Here is a 21,306-nt window from a genome sequence, read left to right as displayed (position 1 = left end):
AACAGTCCAATCAGCCGACATGTAAGAGGACCAATGTGGCCGACCTTCATGTGTCGATAAATCATGCCGATGGGGGCATCGCCGCGCAGATCGCCGCCGAGTTGCGCGAAGCCATCCGGCGTGGGCGCCTCACTCCCGGCGTCCGCCTGCCCGCCAGCCGCGACCTGGCTGCGGACCTGGCGGTCTCGCGCGGGGTCGTCGTCGAGGCGTACGAGCAGCTGGTGGCCGAGGGTTTCCTGATCTCCCGGGTCGGCTCCGGCACCCGCGTGGCCCCCGCCGCCGCCCGCCCCCCGGCTCTGCCCGCTCCCTCGGCGCCCGAGGGTCCCGGCCCCCACTACGGCCACCGTCCCACCTCTCCCGACCTGGGCCACTTCCCGCGCGAACGCTGGCTGGCCTCCGTCAGGCATGTCCTCACCACCGTGCCCTCCGACGCGCTCGACTACGGCGACCCGGGCGGTGTCCCGGAGCTGCGCGAGGAACTGGCCGGCTACCTCAGGCGGGTGCGCGCCGCCGACGTGGCCCCGGCGAACCTGGTGATCGTGGGCGGCGTGGCGCAGGGCCTCAGCCTGGTCCTGCACGTTCTCACCCAGCGGACCGGAGCCGGGCAGTACACCCTGGCCGTCGAGGACCCGGCCAGTCACCGCCAGGTCCCGCTGCTGCGACGGGCGGGCGCCCGCCTGCTGTCCGTGCCGGTCGACGACCAGGGCCTCGACGTGGCGGCCCTGCGCGGCCGGCAGGCCGACGGGGTGCTCGTTACGCCCGCCCACCAGTACCCGACCGGCGTGGTGCTCTCCCCGGCCAGGCGGGCCGCGCTCATGGCCTGGGCCCAGGCAGCCGACGGCTTCGTGCTGGAGGACGACTACGACGCCGAGTTCCGTTTCGACCGCGACCCGGTCGGCTGCCTCCAGGGGCTGGCCCCCGACCGGGTGATCCTGTCGGGCAGCGTGAGCAAGGCCCTGGCGCCCGGCCTGCGGCTGGGCTGGGTGGCCGCTCCGGCCGAACTGGCCGAGGCGGTGCGCCGGGCGCGCGGCGAGCTCGACCTCGGCTCCCCGGTCATCGAGCAGTACGCGCTGGCCCACTTTCTGCGCACCGGCGGCTACGACAAGCACCTGCGCCGGATGCGCCGCGAATACCATCGCCGCCGCGACGCCCTGGTCGCCGCGCTGGCCGAACATCTGCCCGAGGTCCGGGCGTACGGCATCGAGGCGGGCCTGCACATCTACCTGCGGCTGCCGGACGGCTGGGACGAGAGCCGGGTGTCGGAGCTGGCCCAGGAGCAGGGGCTGGCCGCCGAGCCGGTCGCGCCGATGCGCTTCACGAAGGGCGGCCCGGCCGTGGTCGTGGGCTTCGCCCGGCTCCCGGCCCACCGAGCGGCGGAGGCCATCCGAGGCTTAAAGGTCAGAATGTCTGGACAAAGTATTGACTGAAGGAGAAAGTCTCGCTTACAAAGAAAGCCCGCTCCCTTGGAGGCGTCATGCGTGTGGGACTGCTGGGTCTGGGCCGGATCGGCGCGTTCCACGCAGCCACCCTGGCCGCGCATCCGCTGGTGGACGAGCTGGTCGTGGCCGATCCCATCCGCACGTCCCCGTACGGCCGGCCGGGTGACCCGTTCGACGCCGACGCCGTGGTCATCGCCACCCCCACCGGCACGCACGCCGAGCTGCTGATCGAAGCCTGCCGGAGGGGCATCCCGGCCTTCTGTGAGAAGCCGGTGGCCGGTGACGTCGAGCGGACACGGGAGGTGCTGGAGGCGGCCCGGGGCAACCGGGTGCAGATCGGCTTCCAGCGCAGGTTCGACGCCGGGTACGCCGCGCTGGCCCGCGCGCTCCGCGATGGCGAACTGGGGGAGTTGCAGCGGGTGCACCTGATCACCGCGGATCCGGCGCCTCCGCCGCCCGAATACATCCGGCTCTCCGGCGGCATCTACCGCGACTGCCACATCCACGACTTCGACATCCTGCGCTGGGTGACCGGCCGCGAGGTCGTCTCCGTCTACGCGACCGGCTCCAACCGGGGCGCCGCCTTCTTCGGCGAGGCCGGCGACGTGGACAACAGCGCCGCCATCCTCACCCTCGACGACGACACGCTGGTCACGCTGCAGGGCTCTCGCTACAACGGCGCCGGCTACGACGTGCGCATGGAGGTGGCGGGCACCAAGGGCACCCAGGTCGCCGGCCTCGACCCGCACGTCCCGCTGCGGTCGGCCGAGGGGCTCCAGCCGCCCGGGGCGCCCTGGCCCGACTTCGTCAGCCGCTTCCGGCAGGCCTACACCGACGAGATCGACGGCTTCCTGCGCGGCGACCGCAGCCTGTGCTCGATCGAGGACGCCCTGGAGGCCCTCTACATCGCCGAGGCCGCCGAGCTGTCCCGCCGCGAGGGCCGTCCCGCCCGGCTGCACGAGGTCCGTACGACTGACGAGAACGGGGTGCCGAGGGTTGGCTGACTACCGGGAGCTCCGCGAGATCAGGGCGAGGTTCCCGGAGCGCGTCGCCGAGGCGGCCGCGGCCCGGCGGCGCAGGCCGCTCCTGGGCGCGCGCGACCAGCTGCTGATCATCGCCGCCGACCACCCGGCCCGGGGCGCCCTCGCCGTGGGCGGGCGCCCGCTGGCCATGGGCAGCCGCGTCGAGCTGCTCCAACGGCTCACCATCGCGCTGTCCCGCCCCGGCGTCGACGGGCTGCTGGCCACTCCCGACATCGTCGAGGACCTGCTGCTGCTCGGCGCGCTCGACGACCGCGTCGTCATCGGCTCGATGAACCGGGGCGGCCTCCAAGGAGCGGTCTTCGAGTTCGACGACCGGTTCACCGCGTACGACACCGGCACGATCAGGCGGATGCGGCTCGACGGCGGCAAGATGCTCTGCCGCATCGCCCTCGACGAGCCCGGCACCGCCCCGACGCTGCAGGCGTGCGGCCGGGCGATCACCGAGCTGGCCGAGAGCGGGCTGGTCGCGATGATCGAGCCGTTCTGGTCCGGGAGGGCGGGCCACGACCTGTCCCCCGAAGGCGTGATCCGGGCGATCAACGTGGCCCAGGGCCTCGGCGCGACCTCGGCCCACACCTGGCTGAAGATCCCCGTCGTCGACGGCATGCAGCAGATCATGCAGGCCACCACGCTGCCCACCCTGCTGCTCGGCGGTGACCCCGGCGACACCCCCGACCTGGCCTACGCCTCGTGGCGCAAGGCGCTGCGGCTGCCGGGCGTGCGGGGGCTCGTGGTCGGCCGGGCGCTGCTCTACCCGCCCGACCACGACGTGGCGGCGGCCGTGGACACCGCCGTGGCTATGCTCGGGCCTTGACCGCCGGCTCGAAGCCCCTGGCCAGCACGATGATCGCGGCTGCCAGCACGAGCGGCGCGGCGAACGCCACCCGCATGTCCGCGGCGTCCGCGATGCCGCCGACCAGCGCCGCGCCGATGATGAAGCCGACGTAGTTGAACAGGTTGACCCGGGCGATCGCCACCCCGGTGCCCGCCGGGTCGAGCCTGCCCGCCGCCGAGAACGACTGCGGAGCCACCACCGACAGCCCGACACCGGTCAGCCCGAACGCCACGATGGCCAGCGGCTGGCTGGGCGCGAAGACGATGCCGAGGAACCCGAGGGTCGCGATGGCCCCGCCGATCCTGACGATGGCGGCCGGGCCGTACCTCCGCACCGCGAGGTCGCCGCCGAGCCGTACGGCCAGTGTGGTTGCCTGGTAGGCGGCGTAGCCGAGCGGCACCACGCCCGCGCCCGCGTTCAGGACGTCCTGCATGAAGACGGTGCTGAAGTTGGAGACCGCGGCGTCGCCGACGTACAGGAAGCCCATCGCCAGGCAGAGCGGGATGATCGGCTTCCACGGGAACCGGCCGGCGACGGCCTGCGTGGACTCGACTTTCTCCTCCTGGATCGTGCAGAGCCGCGGCCCGGCGTAGACCGAGCCCGCCACCGCCAGCAGCATCGGGACGCTCATGATCACGGCCAGGTCGAGCGAGGCCGCGGCGGACGCCCACAGCGCACCGGCCAGGCTGAAGACGCTCCACACGCAGTGGAAGCCGTTCAGCACCGCCCGCCCGTACCTCCGCTCGACCGCCACGCCCTGCATGTTGATGCCCGCGTCGACCGCGCCGACCGCCAGCCCGAACAGCAACAGCGCGACCACGAGCAGCGCGACGTCGGGCGCGAGCCCGGCGAGCACCACGCCGGCCGCCACCGCCGGCTGCGCGGCGCGCAGCAGCGGTTTACTGCCCTTGTGTGAGGCGAACGTGCCCGCGGCCACGCTGCCGATCCCGGCGAAGACGGGGACGATGAGCAGCAACAGGGTCAGGGACCCTTCGCTGAGGTGGTGCTTGTTCTGCAGGTTCGCGACCTGGGTGAGCAGTGTCGCGAACGACAGGCCCTGTACGGCGTAGGCGACGAACGTGGCGATGCGGGCCTGGCGATCACGCGGGGTCGGCACGGAGGCCTCCAGATGGGGGGAATCAAACGTGAGGCGCGGTCAGGTTATTCGCTTCACCGGCGCCTCCGCCAGCAGGCGCCGGCCGGTGCCGCGCGCCCCACACGCCGAGAGCGACCACGGCGGCCACCTCGGTCGCCGCGAGACCGCGTTCGACCAGGCCAAGCGGCATGACCTGCCACCAGGACAGGCCGGCGCGCGTCCCCACGAGCACCATCGCGCCGATGCCCACCACCCAGAGCACCGACCCCAGGCCGAAGCCGAAGGCGAACAACGCGTGCCTGCGCCCCTCGGTGTGCCGCCAGGGCCGGGCGATGATCAAGGCCGCCAGCGGCAGGCTGAGAAACGCCACCAGACTGCCCGCCCGGTGGATGCTGCCGCTCAGGCTCGGGCCGACCGACCAGTCGTGCTTGGGAAACCAGGCCGTCACCAGCAGCCCGGCGCTCCACGCCATCAGCGCGAACGTGCCGAAGATCCCGGCCAGCCGGACCCGGGCCAGCGCGACGCCGATGGCCGCGGAACCGCCCGCCAGCGACGCGACCGCGAAACCGAAGATCCACCCCTGCGCGCCGAGGCCGTGCTCGCTGATGGTCCGCCGCAACGGGTTGATCTCCCCGAGGCTGACCAGGTCGAGCCCGGCGATCACCGCCACGCCGGCTCCCACCGCGCCGAGTCCCCAACGTGCCGCCTGCCGCACGCCCACCCCTCTCCGTACGGGCCGGAAGAGTTCTCCCTACGGCCGATCTCCACGTGAGGCCGGTCTTCGTGCCAGGCCGGTGCTCATGCCAGGCCGGTCTTCGTACGGGCCGGGAGAGTCGCCCGGAACCACCGGTCCTGTCCGGTCAACGGGTGAAAAGCCCGGCGGATTCCGGGGTTTGGCCGCTTGTACCGGCGAATCGGGTGACACGGTCCAACAGACCCGAGCGAACATCCCGCCTGCCGGATATCGTCGGAAGTGTGAACGAACGCCCGGGGTCTTGGCTCCCACGCCTGCAGGAAGTCGGAGAGCGGCTGGCTGAGGAGTGGGTCACCGCGCGTCGATCCACTCCCAAACAGGAGGGGCCGCAGCCGCACGAGCTGCGCGCCTCCGACGACGACCGCGAGCGCATCGCGCAGGTGCTGCAGGACGCCCACGCCGACGGCCGTATCACCCTGGAGGAGCTCGAGGAACGGCTCGGCACCGTCTACTCCGCCCGCACCCTCGGCGATCTCGCCGGCGTCACCGTAGACCTGCTCCCCGCCGAGCAGCAGCCGCTCAACCTCGACGGCCGGCCGGTGTCGGCGATCTTCAAGCAGCAGGAGCGGGGCGGCCGGTGGGTGGTGCCCGCCGAGCTCGACGTCACGGCCATGTTCGGCACCACCAAGCTCGACCTGCGTGACGCGATCCTGCAGAACCACCGCATCGTGATCAACGCCACGCTGGTCTTCGGCGGCCTGGAGATCCAGGTGCCGGCCGACCTCGAGGTCATCCGCGTCGCCAAGGGCAAGACCGTGCGGCTGACCAAGCAGCCCACCGAGCCCGGAGCACCCGTGGTCGAGGTGCGCACCAACAACTTCGCGGGCGACGTCAAGGTCAAGGAACCGCCCCGCCGCAAGCGCCGCCGCTGACCGGCCCCCTCAACGACCGTCCTCCGACCGCCTCGCCTCGCGACCGCCCGGCGACCGTGACCGCCCCGCGACCGCGACCGCTCCGCGGACGCCGCCGAGGCGGCGCCGCGGATTCCGCCGCCGACCCGCTCAGCCGGCGGAGTCGAAGTTGATCGCGCTGTAGGCCCGCAGCTTCCACAGCTGGTGCTCGCTTTCGACCTTGCGGATCGTCCCCGAACGCCCGCGCATCACCAGCGAGCTGGTGCGCGCGACCCCGCCGCTGAACCGTACGCCCTGCATGAGCTCGCCCTGCGTGATGCCCGTCGCCGCGAAGAACACGTCGTCGGACCTGACCAGGTCGTTCGTGGTGAGCACCTGGTTGAGGTCGTGCCCGGCGTCGAGCGCCTTGCGGCGTTCGGCGTCGTCGCGCGGCCACAGCTTGCCCTGGATGACGCCGCCCAGGCACTTGAGGGCGCACGCGGCCACGATGCCCTCCGGGGTGCCGCCGATGCCCAGCATCAGGTCGATGCCGGTGCCGTCGCGCGCCGCCGTGATCGCGCCCGCCACGTCACCGTCGACGATGAACTTGATCCGCGCCCCGGTCGCCCTGATCTCCTTGACCAGCTGCTCGTGCCGGGGGCGGTCGAGCACGATCACGGTGACGTCGGAGGCCGAGCAGCCCTTGGCCCTGGCGACCGCGTTGATGTTGGCGGACACGGGAGCGTCGATGTCGACCGCGTCCGCCGCCTGCGGGCCGGTGACCAGCTTCTCCATGTAGAACACGGCCGACGGGTCGTACATCGACCCGCGCTCGCTCACCGCGATCACCGACACGGCGTCGGGCATGCCCAGCGCGGTGAGCCGGGTGCCGTCGATGGGATCGACGGCCACGTCGCAGTCGGGTCCGCTGCCGTCGCCGACCTGCTCGCCGTTGAACAGCATCGGGGCACGGTCCTTCTCACCCTCGCCGATGACCACCACCCCGTTCATCGAAACGGTGTTGATCAACTGACGCATCGCGTTGACCGCGGCTCCGTCGGCGCCGTTCTTGTCGCCCCTGCCCACCCACCGTGCGGCGGCCATCGCGGCGGCCTCGGTAACGCGAACGAGCTCAAGAGCGAGGTTTCGATCAGGGGCGTGCTCGCCCGTGGCCAACGCGGGAGGGACGGACGTCTGATCGGACATGATGAAGGGACCTCCTTGTGGGCAACTGCCTCGATGGTAGTTGTCCCTGTATCCCCGGTCAGCGGAGGATAATGTGCCTGCCATGAGCAGCGATGTGGAACAACCGGTCACACCCCGCATCTCCGAGCGCGGTGCGGCCACACGCGGCGCGCTACTCAGGGCCGCCCGGGAGGTCTTCATCTCCAAGGGCTTCGCCGAAGCCGGGGTGACCGATGTGGTGGGCAGGGCCGAGGCGAGCGTCGGCAGCCTCTACCACCACTTCTCCGGCAAGGCCGACCTCTACCAGACGCTGTTCGAGGAGTTCCAGGCCAGGCAGTCCCAGCGGACCAAGAAAGCCGCCCGCGAGGCCAGGGCCGCGGGCGAGAACGACCCGATGCGGGTCTTCGTCGGCGCCGCTCGCGCCTACCTCGACGGCTGTCTGGAGGAGCGCGAGCTCGCCGCCCTCTTCATGCGCGGTGACGGCCCGCCCGGCTTCGAGGTCGTCATGCGCGACCGGCTGCGCACCTGGGCGCAGCGCAACGCCGCCCTGTTCGAGGACGACGAGGCCGCGCTGGTCGTGGTCATCACGGGAGCGCTGGCCACCGCCGTCTCCGAGGTCGTGCGCTCGGGTGACAAGGGGCTGGCCGAGGAGGTGCTCGCCATCATCGGCCAGATCCGTCCGGCCACTTCGGCAAGCGGCCCCACCAGCGGGTAACCTCACCAGATGTGCGACGGTTCACCGAAGGTTTCTACGGCTACGCGGTAGCAGTGTTCGTCTGTCTCGCGGCGGCGGGGCTGTTCCTGCTGATCACACCGCAGAGCCGTGAGCAGCACATCCCTCGGCTCGAATACTCGATCACCGTCGCCAACTTCGGTCACAGCGTCCCCTACGGCGTGTGGGCTCCCGCCAAGGACCCGGCCGGCTGGGTGTCCAACAGCAACCGCATCACCAAGGGCGAGAACGGCGCGCAGGTCCTCTCCATCGGCTACGCCACGGCCAAGCGCGAGCACGCCATGTTCGTGCAGAGCGACGAGAGGCCGGCGGCCGCCTTCGCCGGCCGGATGGCCAACTCCGAGCGAGTGGTGGGCACCGAGCAGGTCGGCGGTCAGACGTGGGAGCGGCGGTTCCGCGAGGACAAGGACCAACGCTCGCTGGTCCGCATGCTGCCGGAGGTCACGCTGGTGGTCACGGGCACGGCCGACTGGCCCGAATTGGCCGAGCTGGCCGCCTCCCTCCAGCAACGTCCCCGCGGCTGACACCCGATTGTCGGCCGCCGACCCTAAGGTGGTGCCTGTGGCAGACGAGAAGGCACCCTCATACGAGCAGGCCCGCGAGGAGCTGACCGAGGTCGTGCGCCGCCTGGAGACGGGCGGCCTCACCCTGGAGCAGTCGATCGAGCTGTGGGAGCGCGGCGAGAAGCTGGCCGCCATCTGCGAGGAATGGCTCCAGGGGGCCAGGGTCAAGCTCGCCGCCGCCATGGCCCGCCGGTCAGACCCGACCGCCGCCCGAGACGACGACGCGCCCTTCTGAGCCCTTCCGGGGCCCCTCTGAGCCGTTCCCGGTTCCTTTCGGGACCGTTTCCGGCTCCTCCGGCTCCTTTCGGCTCCTCCGGGCCCGTTTCCGGCTCCTCCGGCTCCTTCCGGCTCCTCCGGGGCCGTTTCCGGCTCCTCCGGGGCCGCTCCTGGCCCTCTCTGTGGCGGTTCCGCGCCAGACTTTCTGGGGGGCCGGTTCCGCGCGCCGGGCTCAGGTGGCCGGGAGTCCGGGCTCGGGTGGCCGGGCGCTCCAGACTCAGGCGGTCGGGCGCTCCAGGGAGACCACCGGGATGCGCCGGGTGGTCTTGGCCTCGTAGTCCGCGAAGCCGGGCGCGATCTCGACCATCCGGGCGTAGAGCCGGTCGCGCTCCGCACCCTCGATCACGACCGCCTCGGCCTCGAACGTCTCAGTGCCGATCTCGGCCGTGACCCTCGGGTTGGCCCGCAGGTTGTGATACCACGCCGGGTGGTTGTCGGCTCCGGCGTTGGAGGCGATGACCACGGTCTTGTCACCGTCGCGCAGATACATGACCGGGGTGGTGGCCGGCCGGCCGCTCCTGGCTCCCTTGGTCGTGAGCAGGACCAGGGGGGAGCCCTCGAACATCCCGCCGACCCGGCCCTCGTTGGCGCGGAACTCGTCGATGATCTGCTGGTTGAAGTCGTTCGGCATGCAGGCTCCCGTTTAATCGGAGGATCCTCCGCTTATGTCGGGCGCCAGCCTATACGGAGGGTTTTCCGGTTACAACCGATATGCTCACACGCGTGTGCGGACGCCAATCGCTGCCGATGATCGGACAGCCCCCACCCGAACGTGCTGACGCCGCGCGCAACCGCCAGAAGATCATCGAGGTCGCCTCCCGCATGATCGCCGAACACGGCGCCGACCAGTTGTCCCTCGACGAGGTGGCGAAAGAGGCGGGCGTCGGCGTCGGCACCGTCTACCGCCGCTTCGGTGACCGGGCGGGGCTGGTGTGGGCGCTCATCGACGAGCGGGAACGCCGCTTCCAGCAGGCGTTCCTGAGCGGGCCGCCGCCGATCGGCCCCGGAGCCCCGCCCGCCGAACGCATCCGCGCCTTCCTGAGCGCCGTCGTCAACCGGGTGATGGACCAGGAGGACCTGTTTCTGCTGGTGGAGCTGGGGTCGCCGAAGGCGCGCTTCGGCGGGCCGTACAAGGTGCATCACACCCACCTGGCCACCCTGCTCGCCCAGGCCCGTCCCGGCGCGGACGCCCGCTTCCTGGCCGACGCGCTGCTCGCCTCGGTCAACGCCCATCTGATCCGCTACCAACGTGACGAACGGGGCATGTCCGTCGAGGCCATCAAGTCGGCACTCGACGACCTGGCCCTCTCGGTGACCGGCGGTCCGCCCACCTGAAGCACAGGTCCGGGGCGAGCTGATCGAGCGGTCGGTCACCCTGACGGTCCGGCTCGACCGCGCCCCCCGAACCCCGGCGCGTCTGCTCATGATGGGGCCGAGGTTTCCGCTTATCGGAATCGCGCCGGCGCGGCTGAGACCCGTCAGGCCGGGTCGGCGGGCTTCTTGCGTGGTTTGCGCGGCTTGGCCGGAGGGGGGTCGCCGTCGCCGGGCACCTCGGTGCGGACCGTCAGGCGGTCGTCGGTGAGCCGGATCGTCAGCAGGGCGCCCGGTTTGACGTCCTTGGCCAGGCGTACGACGTCACCGGACGGGTGCTGGACGATGGCGTAGCCGCGTTCGAGCGTCGCGGCCGGCGACAGGGCCACGAGACGGGCGCGCAGGTGGGACAGGGAGTCCTCGGCCCGGTCGAGAGAGCCGGCGAGCGAGCGCCGCGCCCGGTCGCGGAGGGCGTCGGCCTGCTCGGCCCGGCGTTCGAGCTCGCGCACCGGATCGGCGAGGGAGGGGCGGGAGCGGACCGACGTGAGCCACGAGGTCTCCCGGTCGAGCCAGCCGCTGACGACCCTGCGGCCCCGGTCGCGGAGCTGGCGCACCAGGGTCAGCTGCTCGCCCACGTCGGGCACGACCTTCTTGGCGGCGTCGGTCGGGGTGGACGCCCGCACGTCGGCCACCAGGTCGAGCAGCGGGCTGTCCTGCTCGTGACCGATCGCGCTCACCACGGGAGTGCGGCAGGCGGCCACGGCGCGCACCAGCGTCTCGTCCGAGAACGGCAGCAGATCCTCCAGCGAGCCGCCGCCACGGGCGATGACGATCACGTCGATCGACGAGTCGGCGTCGAACTTGCGCAGCGCCTCGGTGACCTCGCCCACGGCGTAGGGCCCCTGGACGGCCACTTCCTCGACCTTGAAGCGCACGGCGGGCCAGCGGCGCCGGGAATTCTCCAGCACGTCGCGCTCCGCCGCCGAGTCACGCCCGCAGATCAACCCGACCGTGTCCGGCAGGAACGGCAGCCGCCGCTTCCGGTCGGTGTTGAACAACCCCTCCGCGGCCAGCAGCCGGCGCAGCCGCTCCAGGCGGGCCAGCAGCTCTCCGACGCCGACGGGGCGGATCTCCAGCGCGGTGAAGGCGAATGAGCCCTTGTTGATCCAGAAGTCGGGCTTGACGTGCACCACGACCCTGGCGCCGTCGGCGGGACGCGGCATTGCCGCCTCGTAGACGCCGCGCGGTGCCGTGACCCGGGCCGACACGTTGGCCACCGGGTCGCGCAGCGTCAGGAACACCGTGCCGCCGCGCGCCGTCAGGTCGGTGATCTGCCCCTCGACCCAGACCGTGCCCAGCTTGCCGATCCAGCCGCCCACCATCTGCAGGACGGTGCGGATCGGCAGCGGAGACTCGGGCGACGTCTTCGAGGTCATGCCGGAAGACTACGGTGCCGGACCGACTATTCCCCGGCGCGCAGCTTGGTCAGCCGGTTCTCGAACATCCGGATGACCTCGGGCCGCGCGGCCGTGGCCTGCTCGTACGCCAGCAGCTCGGTCATCTGCTCGGCCGACTTGCCGCGCATCCTGGCCCGCAGCGACGCCACGGTCAGCCCGGAGTAGCCCGGCAGCGGCTCCGCCAGATCGATGCCTCCGGCGGCAGCCCTCGCCGCCGGCTCCGCCACCGCCTTGGCCCCGTCCTCGGTCTCCGCCGCGGCCGCGGTCCCCGTGGTGGCTCCGGCCTTCCCGGCACCCGCCGTCTTGGCGGCGTCCTCGCCCTTCGCGGCGGACTTGGGCTTGGCAACGGTCTTGGGCTTGGTGGCGGCCTTCGGCTTGGTGGCGGCCTTGGGCTTCGCGGCCGCCTTCGGCTTGGCCGCAGGCTCGGCGGCGGGCTCGGCGGCGGGCTCGGCCACAGGCTCGGCGGCCGGCTCAGTGGCGGCTTCGGCGGCGGGCGTCACGGCCGTCGGCTTCGCCTTGACGGGCTCGGCACCGGCGGGCGGCTCGGCCGCGACCGCGGGCTCCGCCGAGGCGGCGGCCGGCTCCGCACCGGCCGGCGGCTCGGTGGTCGTGGCCGCGGCGGGCTCGGTCTTGGTGGCCTTGGACTCGTCCGCGGGCGCGGCGGGCGCGGCCTTGGACTCGCCGCCGGTCCCGGCAGGCTCGCCCTTGGCGGGCTTGGCAGGCGCGAAGATCACCGGTTCGGGGGTGGTCTTGGTGGACCCGTTGGCGGCGGCAGGCTCCGCCGAGGGCCGCGGCGCGAAGATGACCGGCTCCCTGCGCGCGGGCTTGGTCTCCTCGACCGGCGCGGGCGCCGCCACCTGGTCGGCGGCGGAGGAGCGGGAGTCGTACGACTCCTCCTTCTCGCCCTTGCCGGCCAGGCCCTTGAGCGAGTTCTTCATCCGGTCGACCAGGAGCAGCGCCTGACCGGCGGCGCTCAACGTGGACTGGACGACGAGGAGCGGAAGCTCTTTTGCCTTCTCCTTGTCGGTGACGGACTTGGTGATGTTGCGTATCACGTCGCTAAGGGACATGACGTCTCCCTGGGAGGTCAGTATTGGACGGCCAGTCTGGCAAACGGCGGGCAAGCTTGCACGCGCGGGCCTGTCGGCCGCTCCACGTAGCATAAGAAGTATGGAGCCCAAGACCCGCACTTCCCGCCGTGTCCTTGTCGCCAAGCCGCGCGGCTACTGCGCCGGAGTCGATCGAGCCGTGATAGCGGTCGAGAAGGCTCTGGAGCAGTATGGTGCACCGATCTACGTGCGCAAGCAGATCGTGCACAACACCCATGTGGTCAAGACACTCGAAGCCAAGGGCGCCATCTTCGTCGAGGAGACCGAGGAAGTGCCCGAGGGCGAGATCGTCGTCTTCTCCGCCCACGGCGTCTCGCCAGCCGTGCACGGCGAGGCGAAGCAGCGCGGGCTGCGCACCATCGACGCTACCTGCCCGCTGGTGACCAAGGTGCACAACGAGGCGAAGAGGTTCGCGGGCCAGGACTACGACATCCTGCTGATCGGGCACGAGGGCCACGAGGAGGTCGAGGGCACCTCGGGCGAGGCGCCCGACCACATCCAGCTGGTCGACGGCCTCGATTCGGTGGGCAAGGTGCAGGTCAAGGACCCGTCCAAGCTGGTCTGGCTGTCGCAGACCACGCTGTCGGTCGACGAGACGGTCGAGACGGTCGCCCGGCTCAGGGAGCGTTTCCCCACGCTGATCGACCCGCCCAGCGACGACATCTGCTACGCCACCCAGAACCGCCAGGTCGCGGTCAAGGAGATCGCGGCGCAGTCCGAGCTGGTCATCGTGGTCGGCTCGGAAAACTCCTCCAACTCCAAGCGGCTGGTCGAGGTGGCCAAGGAGTATGGCGCCGACGCCTCCTACCTGGTCGACAACGCCACGTTCATCAAGGACGAGTGGCTCGACGGCGTCACGACGGTCGGCGTCACCAGCGGCGCCTCGGTGCCCGAGGAGCTGGTCGACGAGGTGCTCGCCCGGCTGGCCGGCCACGGCTTCGCCGACGTCGAGCAGGTCGAGTCGGTCAAGGAGAGCATGAGGTTCGCGCTGCCCCACGAGCTGCGCAAGGACCTCCGGGCCTCCTAGTCCTCGCCGCGCGGCGTCCCGTAGACCTTGGGCTCGAAGTAGCCCTCTGGCTCGGGCACGAACGGCTGGCGCGGGCGCGGCACCTCAGCGCCCGCGCGGAGCTCGTCGCGCAGCTCCCGTACGTTGTCACGCAGGCCGCGCCGCCAGGCCACGCCGAGCACGACGGCCGAGCCCGCGAACAACCAGGGCGCGCCGCTCGACAGCGAGCTGTACAGGCCGAGCGCGAGTGACTGCACGATCGAGATCGAGACGAGCGCCCGGCCGAGCTCGACGAAGAACGTCGCCGCGAAGAACACCAGCGGCGGCGTGACGACCAGCGACAGCAGCTCGCGCGGGTTGACCAGCACCACCCCGAGCAGGCTCGCCAGCACGAACGCCACCCCGGTGACGATCGGCAGATCGACCAGAGCGGCCAGGACATAGCCCGCCAGAGTGGCGATCAGGGCGAGCGCGATGGCGCCGCGGGCGGTCAGCTTCACCGCTGAACGCCGGCCTTTCTCACTCACTGGCCCCGCCCCCCTTACTGCGACCCGTTGGCCAACTTACCGTTCACGTGCGAAATGAGAGACGAGGTTTCGAGCAGTTCGGGCGAGGCCAGCGGCCTGGGCAGGTTTTCGAGCATCTCCGGGGAGTCGAGGTCACCGTCGACAACTCCAAGATCGTGAAGTTTGCGCGCACTGACCAGGACGCGGCTTTCGAGTGATCCCACAGTCTTGTTGTACGCCTCGACCGCCCGGGTGAGCGACTTGCCCAGCGACTCTACATTCCTACCCAGCGACGACAGCCGTTCGTACAGCTCCTTGCCCAGCTCGAACACCGCGCGGGCGTTCTCGCTGAGCGCGGCCTGCTGCCAGGCGTAGTGCGCGGTGCGCAGCATCGTGATCAGCGTGGTGGGGGTGGCGATGTGCACCCGCCTGGTCATCGCGTACTCCAGCAGCGCGGGATCGCGCTCCAGCGCCGGAGCCAGGAACGCCTCGCCCGGGATGAACAGCACCACGAACTCGGGCGACGGGTTGAACGCCTGCCAGTAGGTCTTGGCGGCCAGCCGGTCGACGTGGTCGCGTACGTGCCGGGCGTGCGCGTCGAGGCGGACGGTGGCCAGCGACTCGTCGGACGCCTCGGCGGCCTCCAGGTAGGCGGCCAGCGACACCTTGGAGTCGACCACGATGTTCTTGCCGCCGGCCAGCCGCACCACCATGTCGGGCCGCATCGCGCCCTCGGTGACCTGCTCGTCGAAGTCGCAGTGGCGCTGCATGCCGGCGATCTCGGCCACCCTGCGCAGCTGCAGCTCGCCCCACCGGCCGCGCGCCTCCGGCCGCTGCAGCGCGCGCACCAGCGCCGTGGTCTGGGAACGCAGCTCCACGTTGCTCTGCCGGACGAACTCCATCTGCTTGGCCAGCTCGGCGCGGGCGGCCCGCTGGCCGGACTCGGTGTCGCGTAGCTGTGTCTCGACCCGGGCGAGCGCGTCCTTCAGCGGCTCGACCAGGTGCTCGACGGCCTGCCTGCGCTGGTCGAGGTCGCCGGTCGCCTCCACGCGGCTGGCGTTGAGCCTGGTCTCGGCCAATTCCAGGAAGCGGAGGTTGTTGACGTCGAGCGCGCGCGCCGACAGGGCCTGGAAGCGCTCGGTCAGCTGCTCCTCGACGTAGACCAGCTTGTCGGCCGACGCCTTGGCCTGCGCGTCGGCCTCGGCCACCCGGACCGCCGCGCGAGTGCGGGCCACCAGGAACCCGATGGCGAACCCGGCGACGAGTCCGATGAGAAGCGAGACGGCGTCCACTTCAGCGATGATTGCAGGACATCGGGCTCGGATCCGCCAGACACGCTTGCGCGCACCCCCTGTGTCACGCACAGTGTCCCTATGATTACGGGGATTCGCATGGTGGTGGCACTCCTCGCGACCATCGCCATCGTGTCCGGGGTGGTGGCGGGGGCGTTGGCGCTGACCGGAGGCGGTGCCCGCACCGGCTCGCCGGAGCCGTCGGTGAAGGTGGTGTCGGCGCAGCCGCTGCGGTGGTCGCCGGGCGCCTGCGTGCGCAGGTCCGGCGACAGATACGACCTGACACCGTGTGGCGGCGGCCACTCCGAGGTGGTGGCCGTCGCGGCCGACCCGCCGGGCCTCGGTGAGTGTCCCGACGACACCGACGACGTCGTCCGCATCGGCGAGGCCCGTACGGCCTGCGTGCGTGACTTCCTCGCCCCGCACGCGGGTGTTCCCGGCGGTGGCGGCGGGGTGCTCAGGGCCGGCGACTGCGTCGCGCTCGACGGCCGCGAGCGGCCGTGTTCACGACCCGGCTGGTACGGCAAGGCCATCGCGGTCACGCGCGAGGCGGCCGGCTGCCCGGCGGGCACCCTCGACACGTTGACCGCGGACGGCGTGATCTGCCTCGGCGGCGGCGGCCGGGTGCTGGAGCGCGGCATGTGCGTGGCCCGGCCCGCCCGCGACGTGGTGACCAGGTCGGCGATCACCCGCGTGGCCTGCTCGTCCGGCCGGGCGTGGGCTCAGGTGAGATCCTTCGAGTCGGCGCCCGCGCGCTGCCCGAAGGGGTCCGACCACTACCTGGAGAGCCGGGCGGCCTACCGGCCGGTGACCTGCCTGCGTCTGCGCAGCAAGTAAACTCGCTGCACGTGAGCGAGCGTAGCGAGGCAACCATCCAACACTGCAGTCCAGGGCGCGTGCGGCCGGTTAAGGAGGAGGCATGAGCCTCTCGATCGGCATCGTCGGCCTGCCCAACGTCGGCAAGTCGACGCTCTTCAACGCGTTGACCAAGACCGGCAACGCGCTCGCCGCGAACTACCCGTTCGCCACCATCGAGCCCAACGTGGGCATCGTGGGCGTGCCCGACGATCGGCTGCCCGTGCTGGCCGGGATCTTCGGCTCGGCCAGGATCCTGCCTGCCAAGGTGGAGTTCGTCGACATCGCGGGCCTGGTCAAGGGCGCCTCTGAGGGGCAGGGGAGGGGCAACCAGTTCCTCGCCAACATCCGCGACACCGACGCGATCTGCCAGGTGATCCGGGTCTTCAACGACCCCGACGTGACGCACGTCGACGGCGAGATCTCCCCCAAGCGCGACATCGAGACGATCAACACTGAGTTGATCATGGCCGACCTGCAGACGGTCGAGAAGGCCATCCCGCGCCTGCAGAAGGAGGCGCGCAACAACAAGGACAAGAAGGCCGCGCTTGAGGCCGCCGAAGAGGCCCTGAAGGTCCTGGAGACCGGCAAGACCATCTTCGAGAGCGGTCTCCTCGACCGTGAGGAGCTGCGCGAGCTCCACCTGCTGACGGCCAAGCCGTTCCTCTACGTCTTCAACCTCGACGCCGACGAGCTGATCGACACCGCGCTCCGCGAGCAGCTGTCGACCCTGGTCGCCCCGGCCGAGGCGGTCTTCCTCGACGCCAAGATCGAGTCCGAGCTGGTCGAGCTCGACGACGAGGAGGCGCTGGAGCTGCTGCAGTCGGTCGGCCAGGAGGAGTCCGGCTTGTCGCAGCTGGCCAGGGTCGGGTTCGAGACGCTCGGGCTGCAGACCTACCTGACGGCCGGGCCCAAGGAGACCAGGGCCTGGACGATCCGCAGGGGCGCCACCGCGCCCGAAGCGGCCGGTGTGATCCACACCGACTTCCAGCGCGGCTTCATCAAGGCCGAGATCGTCTCGTTCCACGACCTGGTCGAGGCCGGTTCGATCGCCGCCGCGCGTTCGGTGGGCAAAGCGCGCATCGAGGGCAAGGACTACATCATGCGCGACGGCGACGTGGTCGAGTTCCGGTTCAACGTATAGGGCGGGTCAGCGGACGAGCGCCCGGCGCAGGCGCCAGATGCCGAGCGCGAAGAGCACCGCCGCGTAGGCGGCCAGGACGCCGAGCTGAGGCAGGATGTCGGGCAGGCCCGCGCCGTGCCGCACCAGCTCGGCGAAGCCGTCGTAGCCCCAGGCGTGCGGGGTGAGGTAGGCGAGCGTCCTCAGCGTGCCCTCGAAGGAGTCGAGCGGCACCATGGTGCCGCCGAGGGCGCCCAGACCGAGCCCCAGGATCACCGACAGGGAGATCGCCGCGCCCTCGTTGTCGACCAGCGCTCCCACCAGCGTCGCCGCGCCTCCTCCCACCAGCGCGAACAGGAGCACCATCGCGGAGGCGCCGAGCGGGTCGCCCCAGTCGACGCCGAACAGCACGGCCGAGCCCAGCATGATCAGCAGGCTCTGGACGAGGGCGATGACCAGCCGCCCGGCGGCCTCCCCGGCGACGATGGCTCTGGCCGGTGTCGGCGAGGCGTACATCCTGCGGGAGATTCCGAGCAGGCGGGTCTGCACCAGGCCGATCGAGGTGGTCAGGGCCGTCAGGAACGTGTAGAGCAGGAGCAGCGGCGGCGCGGAGAAGGCGAACTGGTTGAATCCGGGCGGGATTTCGCTCCGTCCGACGGTGACCACCTTCACCTCCACGCCGGCGCCGCTCGCGACCAGACGCAGGCTCCCGTCGAAATCGGAGCCGCCTTCCGCGGCGCCGAACCGGGCCGCTCTCAGCACGGCCGCCTCCCGAGAGACCGCCCACCGCACCCGGCTGCCCAGGTCCGCGGCCGTGAAGTCGCCGGTACGGGTCACGTACCTGACCTCCACCTGACCGCCGGCGCGGAGTGTGGCGTCGTAGCCGGCGGGGATCACCAGTGCGCCGTGCAGCCGGCCCTGCTCGACGTCGGCGAGCAGGCGCTCCTCGCTGCCGGACCGGGCGACCTGGACGCTCGGCGAGCCGAGGGAGGTGACCAGCCGGTCGGCGAGCGGCGTCCCGCCTCCGGCGACCCCGAGTTGCAGGTGGCGGCCGCCGCCGAACAGCAGGCCCATCAGGAAGATCATCATGAACGGGGTGATGATCACGAAGAAGATGTTGCTCCGGTCCCGGAAGACCCGGCGCAGATCGAGAAGCGCGATGGCGAGCGGTTTCATGCGTGCGTCAACCTTCCGACACGGGTCAGGGCGAGCCCGCCGGTGACGGCGGCGATGCCGAGCAGGACGAGGACCGGCGTCAGCAGCGCGCCGGGCGAGAGGCCGGCCGCCAGGTCGGCCAGGCCGGTCATGAACCACCGGTGCGGCGTGAGATGGCTCGCCACCTCCAGCACTCCGAGCTGGGGGATCGGGAACAGAGAGCCGCCGAAGACGCCGAGAACCATCGCGACCACGGACATCCGGTTGGCCGCCTGCTCGGAGGTGTTGGAGAAGCCGGCGACGGCCGCCGCTATCCCGGTCACGGCCAGCACGCCGGCGATGACCAGGACCGCGACCCCGAGCGGCGGTCCCCATCGGGCGCCCATCAGCCAGGTGGATGCGGCCACGACCACGGCCATGCTCACCAGGCACACGAGGATCCCGCTGAGCGCCTTGCCGCCCAGGATCGCGGCCCGCGAGATCGGGGCGGCGAGGAGCCGGGCCAGCACCCGGGAGCGCCGCTCCTCGAAGATGGCGGCCACGCCGAACATAGCCACGTAGAACAGGAAGAAGAACGCCATCCCGGCGGCGTGATAGGTGGTCGTGTCGAGCTGGCGGCGGGACGCGGACGTGTCGGACACCAGCGACAGGGGTGCGGCGACCTCCTGCGCGCGCTGGGCGAGGCGCCCGTCCCGTTCCTCGTCCGCCGGCAGGCCCCGCGAGGCGGCGAGCACCGCCAGCCGGATCGAGTGCCGTTCCATCGCGAAGGCCTGACCCATCTCCCTGGCGACCTGTACGGCGGTCGCGGCGTGCGCGCCGCCGATCACCTCCAGTTCGGCGGCCGAGGAGGAACGGGCCGAGGAGAAACCGGCCGGGATCACGAACACCGCGTCGGCCTCCTTCCGCTCGACCAGGCGGGCGCCGTCCTGGACGGAGGAGACCCGCTGGAGGTGGATGGTGCCGCGCCGTTCCAGGGGTTCGAGCACCTGCCCGACGAAGGCCGTGGCGTCCGGGCCGCGGTCGAGGTCGGCGACCGCGTACCGGGCGCTGAAGCGGCTGCCGTCGCCGCCGAGCATCAGGTTGAACAGGAAAGCCAGGCCCAGCGGCAGCAGGACGCCGAAGAGCAGGAGGGTGCTGTTGCGCGAGTGTTGCCGGAGATCCTTGAGCAGGATGGCCGTGACGGGAAGCATCGGTCGTCTCCTCAGTCCCGTAGTGCCTTGCCGGTGACGTGCAGGAAGACCGATTCGAGGTCGGGCTCGCGCACCTCGACCGACCGCACCGCCACTCCGGCCTCGCCGAGCGCGCCGAGGATCGCGGGTAACAGGCTCCGCGCCTCCTCCACGATCAGCTCCAGGTCGCCACCCTCGCCGCCCGCCTCCAGCACGCCCGGAAGGGCCTTCAGAACGGGTACGGCTCGTGCCGCTCCTTCCTCGGCGCGCAGCACGACCCGGTCGTGCTCGTCCACCAGGCTGACGAGTTCCCGGCGCGTCCCCTCGGCCAGCATGCGGCCGGCGTCCACGATGCCCACCCGGTCGCACAGCCGTTCGGCCTCTTCCATGTAGTGCGTGGTGTAGAGGGTGGCCACGCCCTCGGCCGCGAGGCGCTGGACGCTCTCCAGGATCGAGTTGCGGCTGTGCGGGTCGACGCCGGCGGTGGGCTCGTCGAGCACCAGCAGCCGTGGCCGGTTGAGCAGCCCGATGGCGATGTTGAGCCGGCGCGTCATGCCGCCGGAGTACTTCGCGACCGCCTCGTCCGCGCGCTCGTGGAGGTCGACGATCTCGAGCGCCTCCGCGATCCGCATCTTCGCCGGGCGGCCGGTCAGGCCGTACAGGCGCCCGAAGAAGCGCAGGTTCTCCCTGGCCGTCAGATCCGGGTACAGGGCCAGCTCCTGCGGCACGTACCCGATCAGGGCCTTGGTCTTCACGGTGGTCACGTCGTGACGCAGGCCGTCGATCAGGACCAGGCCGTCGTCACGGCCGAGGACGCCCACGACCATCGAGATCGTCGTGGTCTTGCCCGCGCCGTTGGGGCCGAGGAGCCCATAGGTCTCGCCCTCCTCGATGGCGAAGCTCACGTGGTCGACGGCGAGGAGGTCGCCGTAGTGCTTGGTCAGATCGGTGATCTCGAGAACTGGCATCTCGGCCTCTCGTTGCTTGGTTCATTACTTGAGTAATGAACCAGAGAAGCGAAGAGATGTCCAGTGGCGGGTTGTCTGATTCCGGGACAGATGAGGCGTCAACCACCTGGAGCCCTTGCGCGTCGAATCGTCACGGCGTTCACGCTGACTCGGGAGGCCCCTCATGATCCGTCGCATCATCCAGAAACGACGTCCCGCCCCGTCGCTGGCAGGCATCAGCCTCGAAGAGGAGCTCGCCCTGCTCAGGGTCGAGCTCATGTACGGGCTGCGCGTCAACCGCGAGGCCTACCTGCGCAGGAAGGTGGACGAGCGAGAGGAGCTCACGTCGCGGTTACGTGACCGCGACGCCACCACGATGCTCGCCGACCTGCGTGGCTCGCTCGAGCGGGCGCTGCCGCGCAACGGGATGGCGGCGTCCGTGGTCGACCTGCGCAGCAGGAGGCAGGCGACCTCCACCCAGGATCCCGAGCCGGCCTGACGGCACCGTACGGACGGCCGCATGCCCTCGGTGGGTATGCGGCTGGTCGCGTCTTATACCAAATGCGTAGTTCGGGACAGTCCCTACGCCAATCGGACAGGAATGTCTAGCCGGTGGGTAATGCCT

General features: G+C 71.1%; 23 protein-coding genes. 12 read left to right on the top strand and 11 right to left on the bottom strand.

Translation table 11 applies throughout. From position 1 onward, the window contains the following. Window positions 1–35 precede the first annotated feature (35 nt). The 3 genes from AB0I38_RS09415 to AB0I38_RS09405 are packed head-to-tail and all read left to right on the top strand — an operon-like array spanning window position 36 to window position 3,296. Window positions 36–1,427: a PLP-dependent aminotransferase family protein gene (locus AB0I38_RS09415; RefSeq protein ID WP_358464614.1), complete on the top strand. Its 1,392-nt coding sequence runs from the start codon at window positions 36–38 to the stop codon at window positions 1,425–1,427. A 47-nt stretch (window positions 1,428–1,474) separates the two neighbouring features. Beyond that, entirely contained in the window at window positions 1,475–2,443 is a 969-nt protein-coding gene (locus AB0I38_RS09410) for a Gfo/Idh/MocA family protein (RefSeq protein ID WP_358464611.1), read from the top strand. Continuing rightward, window positions 2,436–3,296, top strand: a complete 861-nt coding sequence (locus AB0I38_RS09405; protein WP_358464608.1) for a Cgl0159 family (beta/alpha)8-fold protein — start codon at window positions 2,436–2,438, stop codon at window positions 3,294–3,296. Before AB0I38_RS09410 ends, AB0I38_RS09405 begins: the two co-directional genes overlap by 8 nt. On the opposite strand, the gene AB0I38_RS09400 is transcribed toward AB0I38_RS09405, so the two are convergent. Continuing rightward, window positions 3,280–4,434 (bottom strand): MFS transporter, encoded by a 1,155-nt coding sequence (locus tag AB0I38_RS09400; protein ID WP_358464605.1) that lies wholly within the window; start codon window positions 4,432–4,434, stop codon window positions 3,280–3,282. The genes AB0I38_RS09405 and AB0I38_RS09400 overlap by 17 nt on opposite strands. A 22-nt stretch (window positions 4,435–4,456) precedes the next feature. Next, window positions 4,457–5,128 (bottom strand): DUF998 domain-containing protein, encoded by a 672-nt coding sequence (locus tag AB0I38_RS09395; protein WP_358464602.1) that lies wholly within the window; start codon window positions 5,126–5,128, stop codon window positions 4,457–4,459. 260 nt (window positions 5,129–5,388) lie between these two features. On the opposite strand from AB0I38_RS09395, the gene AB0I38_RS09390 reads away from it, so the two are divergent. Beyond that, window positions 5,389–6,039: a DUF1707 SHOCT-like domain-containing protein gene (locus AB0I38_RS09390; RefSeq protein ID WP_358464599.1), complete on the top strand. Its 651-nt coding sequence runs from the start codon at window positions 5,389–5,391 to the stop codon at window positions 6,037–6,039. A gap of 129 nt (window positions 6,040–6,168) precedes the next feature. Here AB0I38_RS09390 and glpX read toward each other — a convergent pair whose 3' ends face one another. After that, window positions 6,169–7,203: a class II fructose-bisphosphatase gene (gene glpX, locus AB0I38_RS09385; protein ID WP_358464596.1), complete on the bottom strand. Its 1,035-nt coding sequence runs from the start codon at window positions 7,201–7,203 to the stop codon at window positions 6,169–6,171. Window positions 7,204–7,285: 82 nt separating this feature from the next. On the opposite strand from glpX, the gene AB0I38_RS09380 reads away from it, so the two are divergent. From AB0I38_RS09380 to AB0I38_RS09370, 3 genes are read left to right on the top strand one after another with little or no spacing between them, the layout of a single operon-like run. Continuing rightward, entirely contained in the window at window positions 7,286–7,897 is a 612-nt protein-coding gene (locus AB0I38_RS09380; protein ID WP_358464593.1) for a TetR/AcrR family transcriptional regulator, read from the top strand. Window positions 7,898–7,908: 11 nt separating this feature from the next. After that, complete coding sequence (locus AB0I38_RS09375; RefSeq protein ID WP_358464590.1) at window positions 7,909–8,439, top strand: DUF4245 domain-containing protein; 531 nt, start codon at window positions 7,909–7,911, stop codon at window positions 8,437–8,439. 37 nt (window positions 8,440–8,476) lie between these two features. Further along, window positions 8,477–8,713 (top strand): exodeoxyribonuclease VII small subunit, encoded by a 237-nt coding sequence (locus AB0I38_RS09370; RefSeq protein WP_358464587.1) that lies wholly within the window; start codon window positions 8,477–8,479, stop codon window positions 8,711–8,713. 258 nt (window positions 8,714–8,971) lie between these two features. Here the strand turns inward: AB0I38_RS09370 and AB0I38_RS09365 are convergent, their stop codons facing one another. Continuing rightward, window positions 8,972–9,385, bottom strand: a complete 414-nt coding sequence (locus AB0I38_RS09365) for a nitroreductase family deazaflavin-dependent oxidoreductase (protein ID WP_358464584.1) — start codon at window positions 9,383–9,385, stop codon at window positions 8,972–8,974. 92 nt (window positions 9,386–9,477) lie between these two features. On the opposite strand from AB0I38_RS09365, the gene AB0I38_RS09360 reads away from it, so the two are divergent. Continuing rightward, window positions 9,478–10,089, top strand: coding sequence for a TetR/AcrR family transcriptional regulator (locus AB0I38_RS09360; RefSeq protein ID WP_358464581.1), 612 nt, complete (start codon window positions 9,478–9,480; stop codon window positions 10,087–10,089). Window positions 10,090–10,232: 143 nt separating this feature from the next. Here the strand turns inward: AB0I38_RS09360 and xseA are convergent, their stop codons facing one another. Then, window positions 10,233–11,501 (bottom strand): exodeoxyribonuclease VII large subunit, encoded by a 1,269-nt coding sequence (gene xseA / locus AB0I38_RS09355; RefSeq protein ID WP_358464578.1) that lies wholly within the window; start codon window positions 11,499–11,501, stop codon window positions 10,233–10,235. A gap of 26 nt (window positions 11,502–11,527) precedes the next feature. Further along, complete coding sequence (locus tag AB0I38_RS09350) at window positions 11,528–12,592, bottom strand: hypothetical protein (RefSeq protein ID WP_358464575.1); 1,065 nt, start codon at window positions 12,590–12,592, stop codon at window positions 11,528–11,530. Between the two features lie 100 nt (window positions 12,593–12,692). On the opposite strand from AB0I38_RS09350, the gene AB0I38_RS09345 reads away from it, so the two are divergent. After that, complete coding sequence (locus AB0I38_RS09345; RefSeq protein ID WP_358464572.1) at window positions 12,693–13,658, top strand: 4-hydroxy-3-methylbut-2-enyl diphosphate reductase; 966 nt, start codon at window positions 12,693–12,695, stop codon at window positions 13,656–13,658. On the opposite strand, the gene AB0I38_RS09340 is transcribed toward AB0I38_RS09345, so the two are convergent. Together AB0I38_RS09340 and rmuC are read right to left on the bottom strand one after the other, a co-directional pair. Then, the gene (locus AB0I38_RS09340; protein ID WP_358464569.1) at window positions 13,655–14,164 is read right to left on the bottom strand and encodes a DUF6542 domain-containing protein; all 510 of its coding nucleotides are present in this window, start codon (window positions 14,162–14,164) and stop codon (window positions 13,655–13,657) included. The two genes, AB0I38_RS09345 and AB0I38_RS09340, sit on opposite strands and share 4 nt — an antisense overlap. Window positions 14,165–14,178: 14 nt before the next feature. After that, window positions 14,179–15,435 (bottom strand): DNA recombination protein RmuC, encoded by a 1,257-nt coding sequence (gene rmuC, locus AB0I38_RS09335; RefSeq protein WP_358464566.1) that lies wholly within the window; start codon window positions 15,433–15,435, stop codon window positions 14,179–14,181. 99 nt (window positions 15,436–15,534) lie between these two features. Here rmuC and AB0I38_RS09330 point away from each other — a divergent pair, with 99 nt between their 5' ends. Then, window positions 15,535–16,272 carry a hypothetical protein gene (locus tag AB0I38_RS09330; protein WP_358464563.1) on the top strand — a complete coding sequence of 246 codons (738 nt, stop codon included), beginning with the start codon at window positions 15,535–15,537 and terminating at the stop codon, window positions 16,270–16,272. An 82-nt stretch (window positions 16,273–16,354) separates the two neighbouring features. Then, window positions 16,355–17,434, top strand: a complete 1,080-nt coding sequence (gene ychF / locus AB0I38_RS09325; protein ID WP_358464560.1) for a redox-regulated ATPase YchF — start codon at window positions 16,355–16,357, stop codon at window positions 17,432–17,434. A gap of 6 nt (window positions 17,435–17,440) precedes the next feature. On the opposite strand, the gene AB0I38_RS09320 is transcribed toward ychF, so the two are convergent. The 3 genes from AB0I38_RS09320 to AB0I38_RS09310 are packed head-to-tail and all read right to left on the bottom strand — an operon-like array spanning window position 17,441 to window position 20,702. Continuing rightward, window positions 17,441–18,586 carry an ABC transporter permease gene (locus AB0I38_RS09320; protein WP_358464557.1) on the bottom strand — a complete coding sequence of 382 codons (1,146 nt, stop codon included), beginning with the start codon at window positions 18,584–18,586 and terminating at the stop codon, window positions 17,441–17,443. After that, the gene (locus tag AB0I38_RS09315; RefSeq protein WP_358464554.1) at window positions 18,583–19,755 is read right to left on the bottom strand and encodes an ABC transporter permease; all 1,173 of its coding nucleotides are present in this window, start codon (window positions 19,753–19,755) and stop codon (window positions 18,583–18,585) included. The genes AB0I38_RS09320 and AB0I38_RS09315 overlap by 4 nt, the downstream gene beginning before the upstream one ends. An 11-nt stretch (window positions 19,756–19,766) precedes the next feature. Beyond that, complete coding sequence (locus AB0I38_RS09310) at window positions 19,767–20,702, bottom strand: ABC transporter ATP-binding protein (protein ID WP_358464551.1); 936 nt, start codon at window positions 20,700–20,702, stop codon at window positions 19,767–19,769. Between the two features lie 163 nt (window positions 20,703–20,865). Between AB0I38_RS09310 and AB0I38_RS09305 the strand changes: the two genes are divergently transcribed. Continuing rightward, window positions 20,866–21,180: a hypothetical protein gene (locus AB0I38_RS09305; protein ID WP_358464548.1), complete on the top strand. Its 315-nt coding sequence runs from the start codon at window positions 20,866–20,868 to the stop codon at window positions 21,178–21,180. Window positions 21,181–21,306: the final 126 nt, after the last annotated feature.

Origin of the sequence: Nonomuraea cavernae (genome assembly GCF_040655715.1) — a bacterium.
GTDB classification, from domain to species: domain Bacteria; phylum Actinomycetota; class Actinomycetes; order Streptosporangiales; family Streptosporangiaceae; genus Nonomuraea; species Nonomuraea cavernae_A.
Note: the sequence above shows the minus strand (reverse complement) of the source record. Positions and strands in the feature narration are given on the sequence as shown.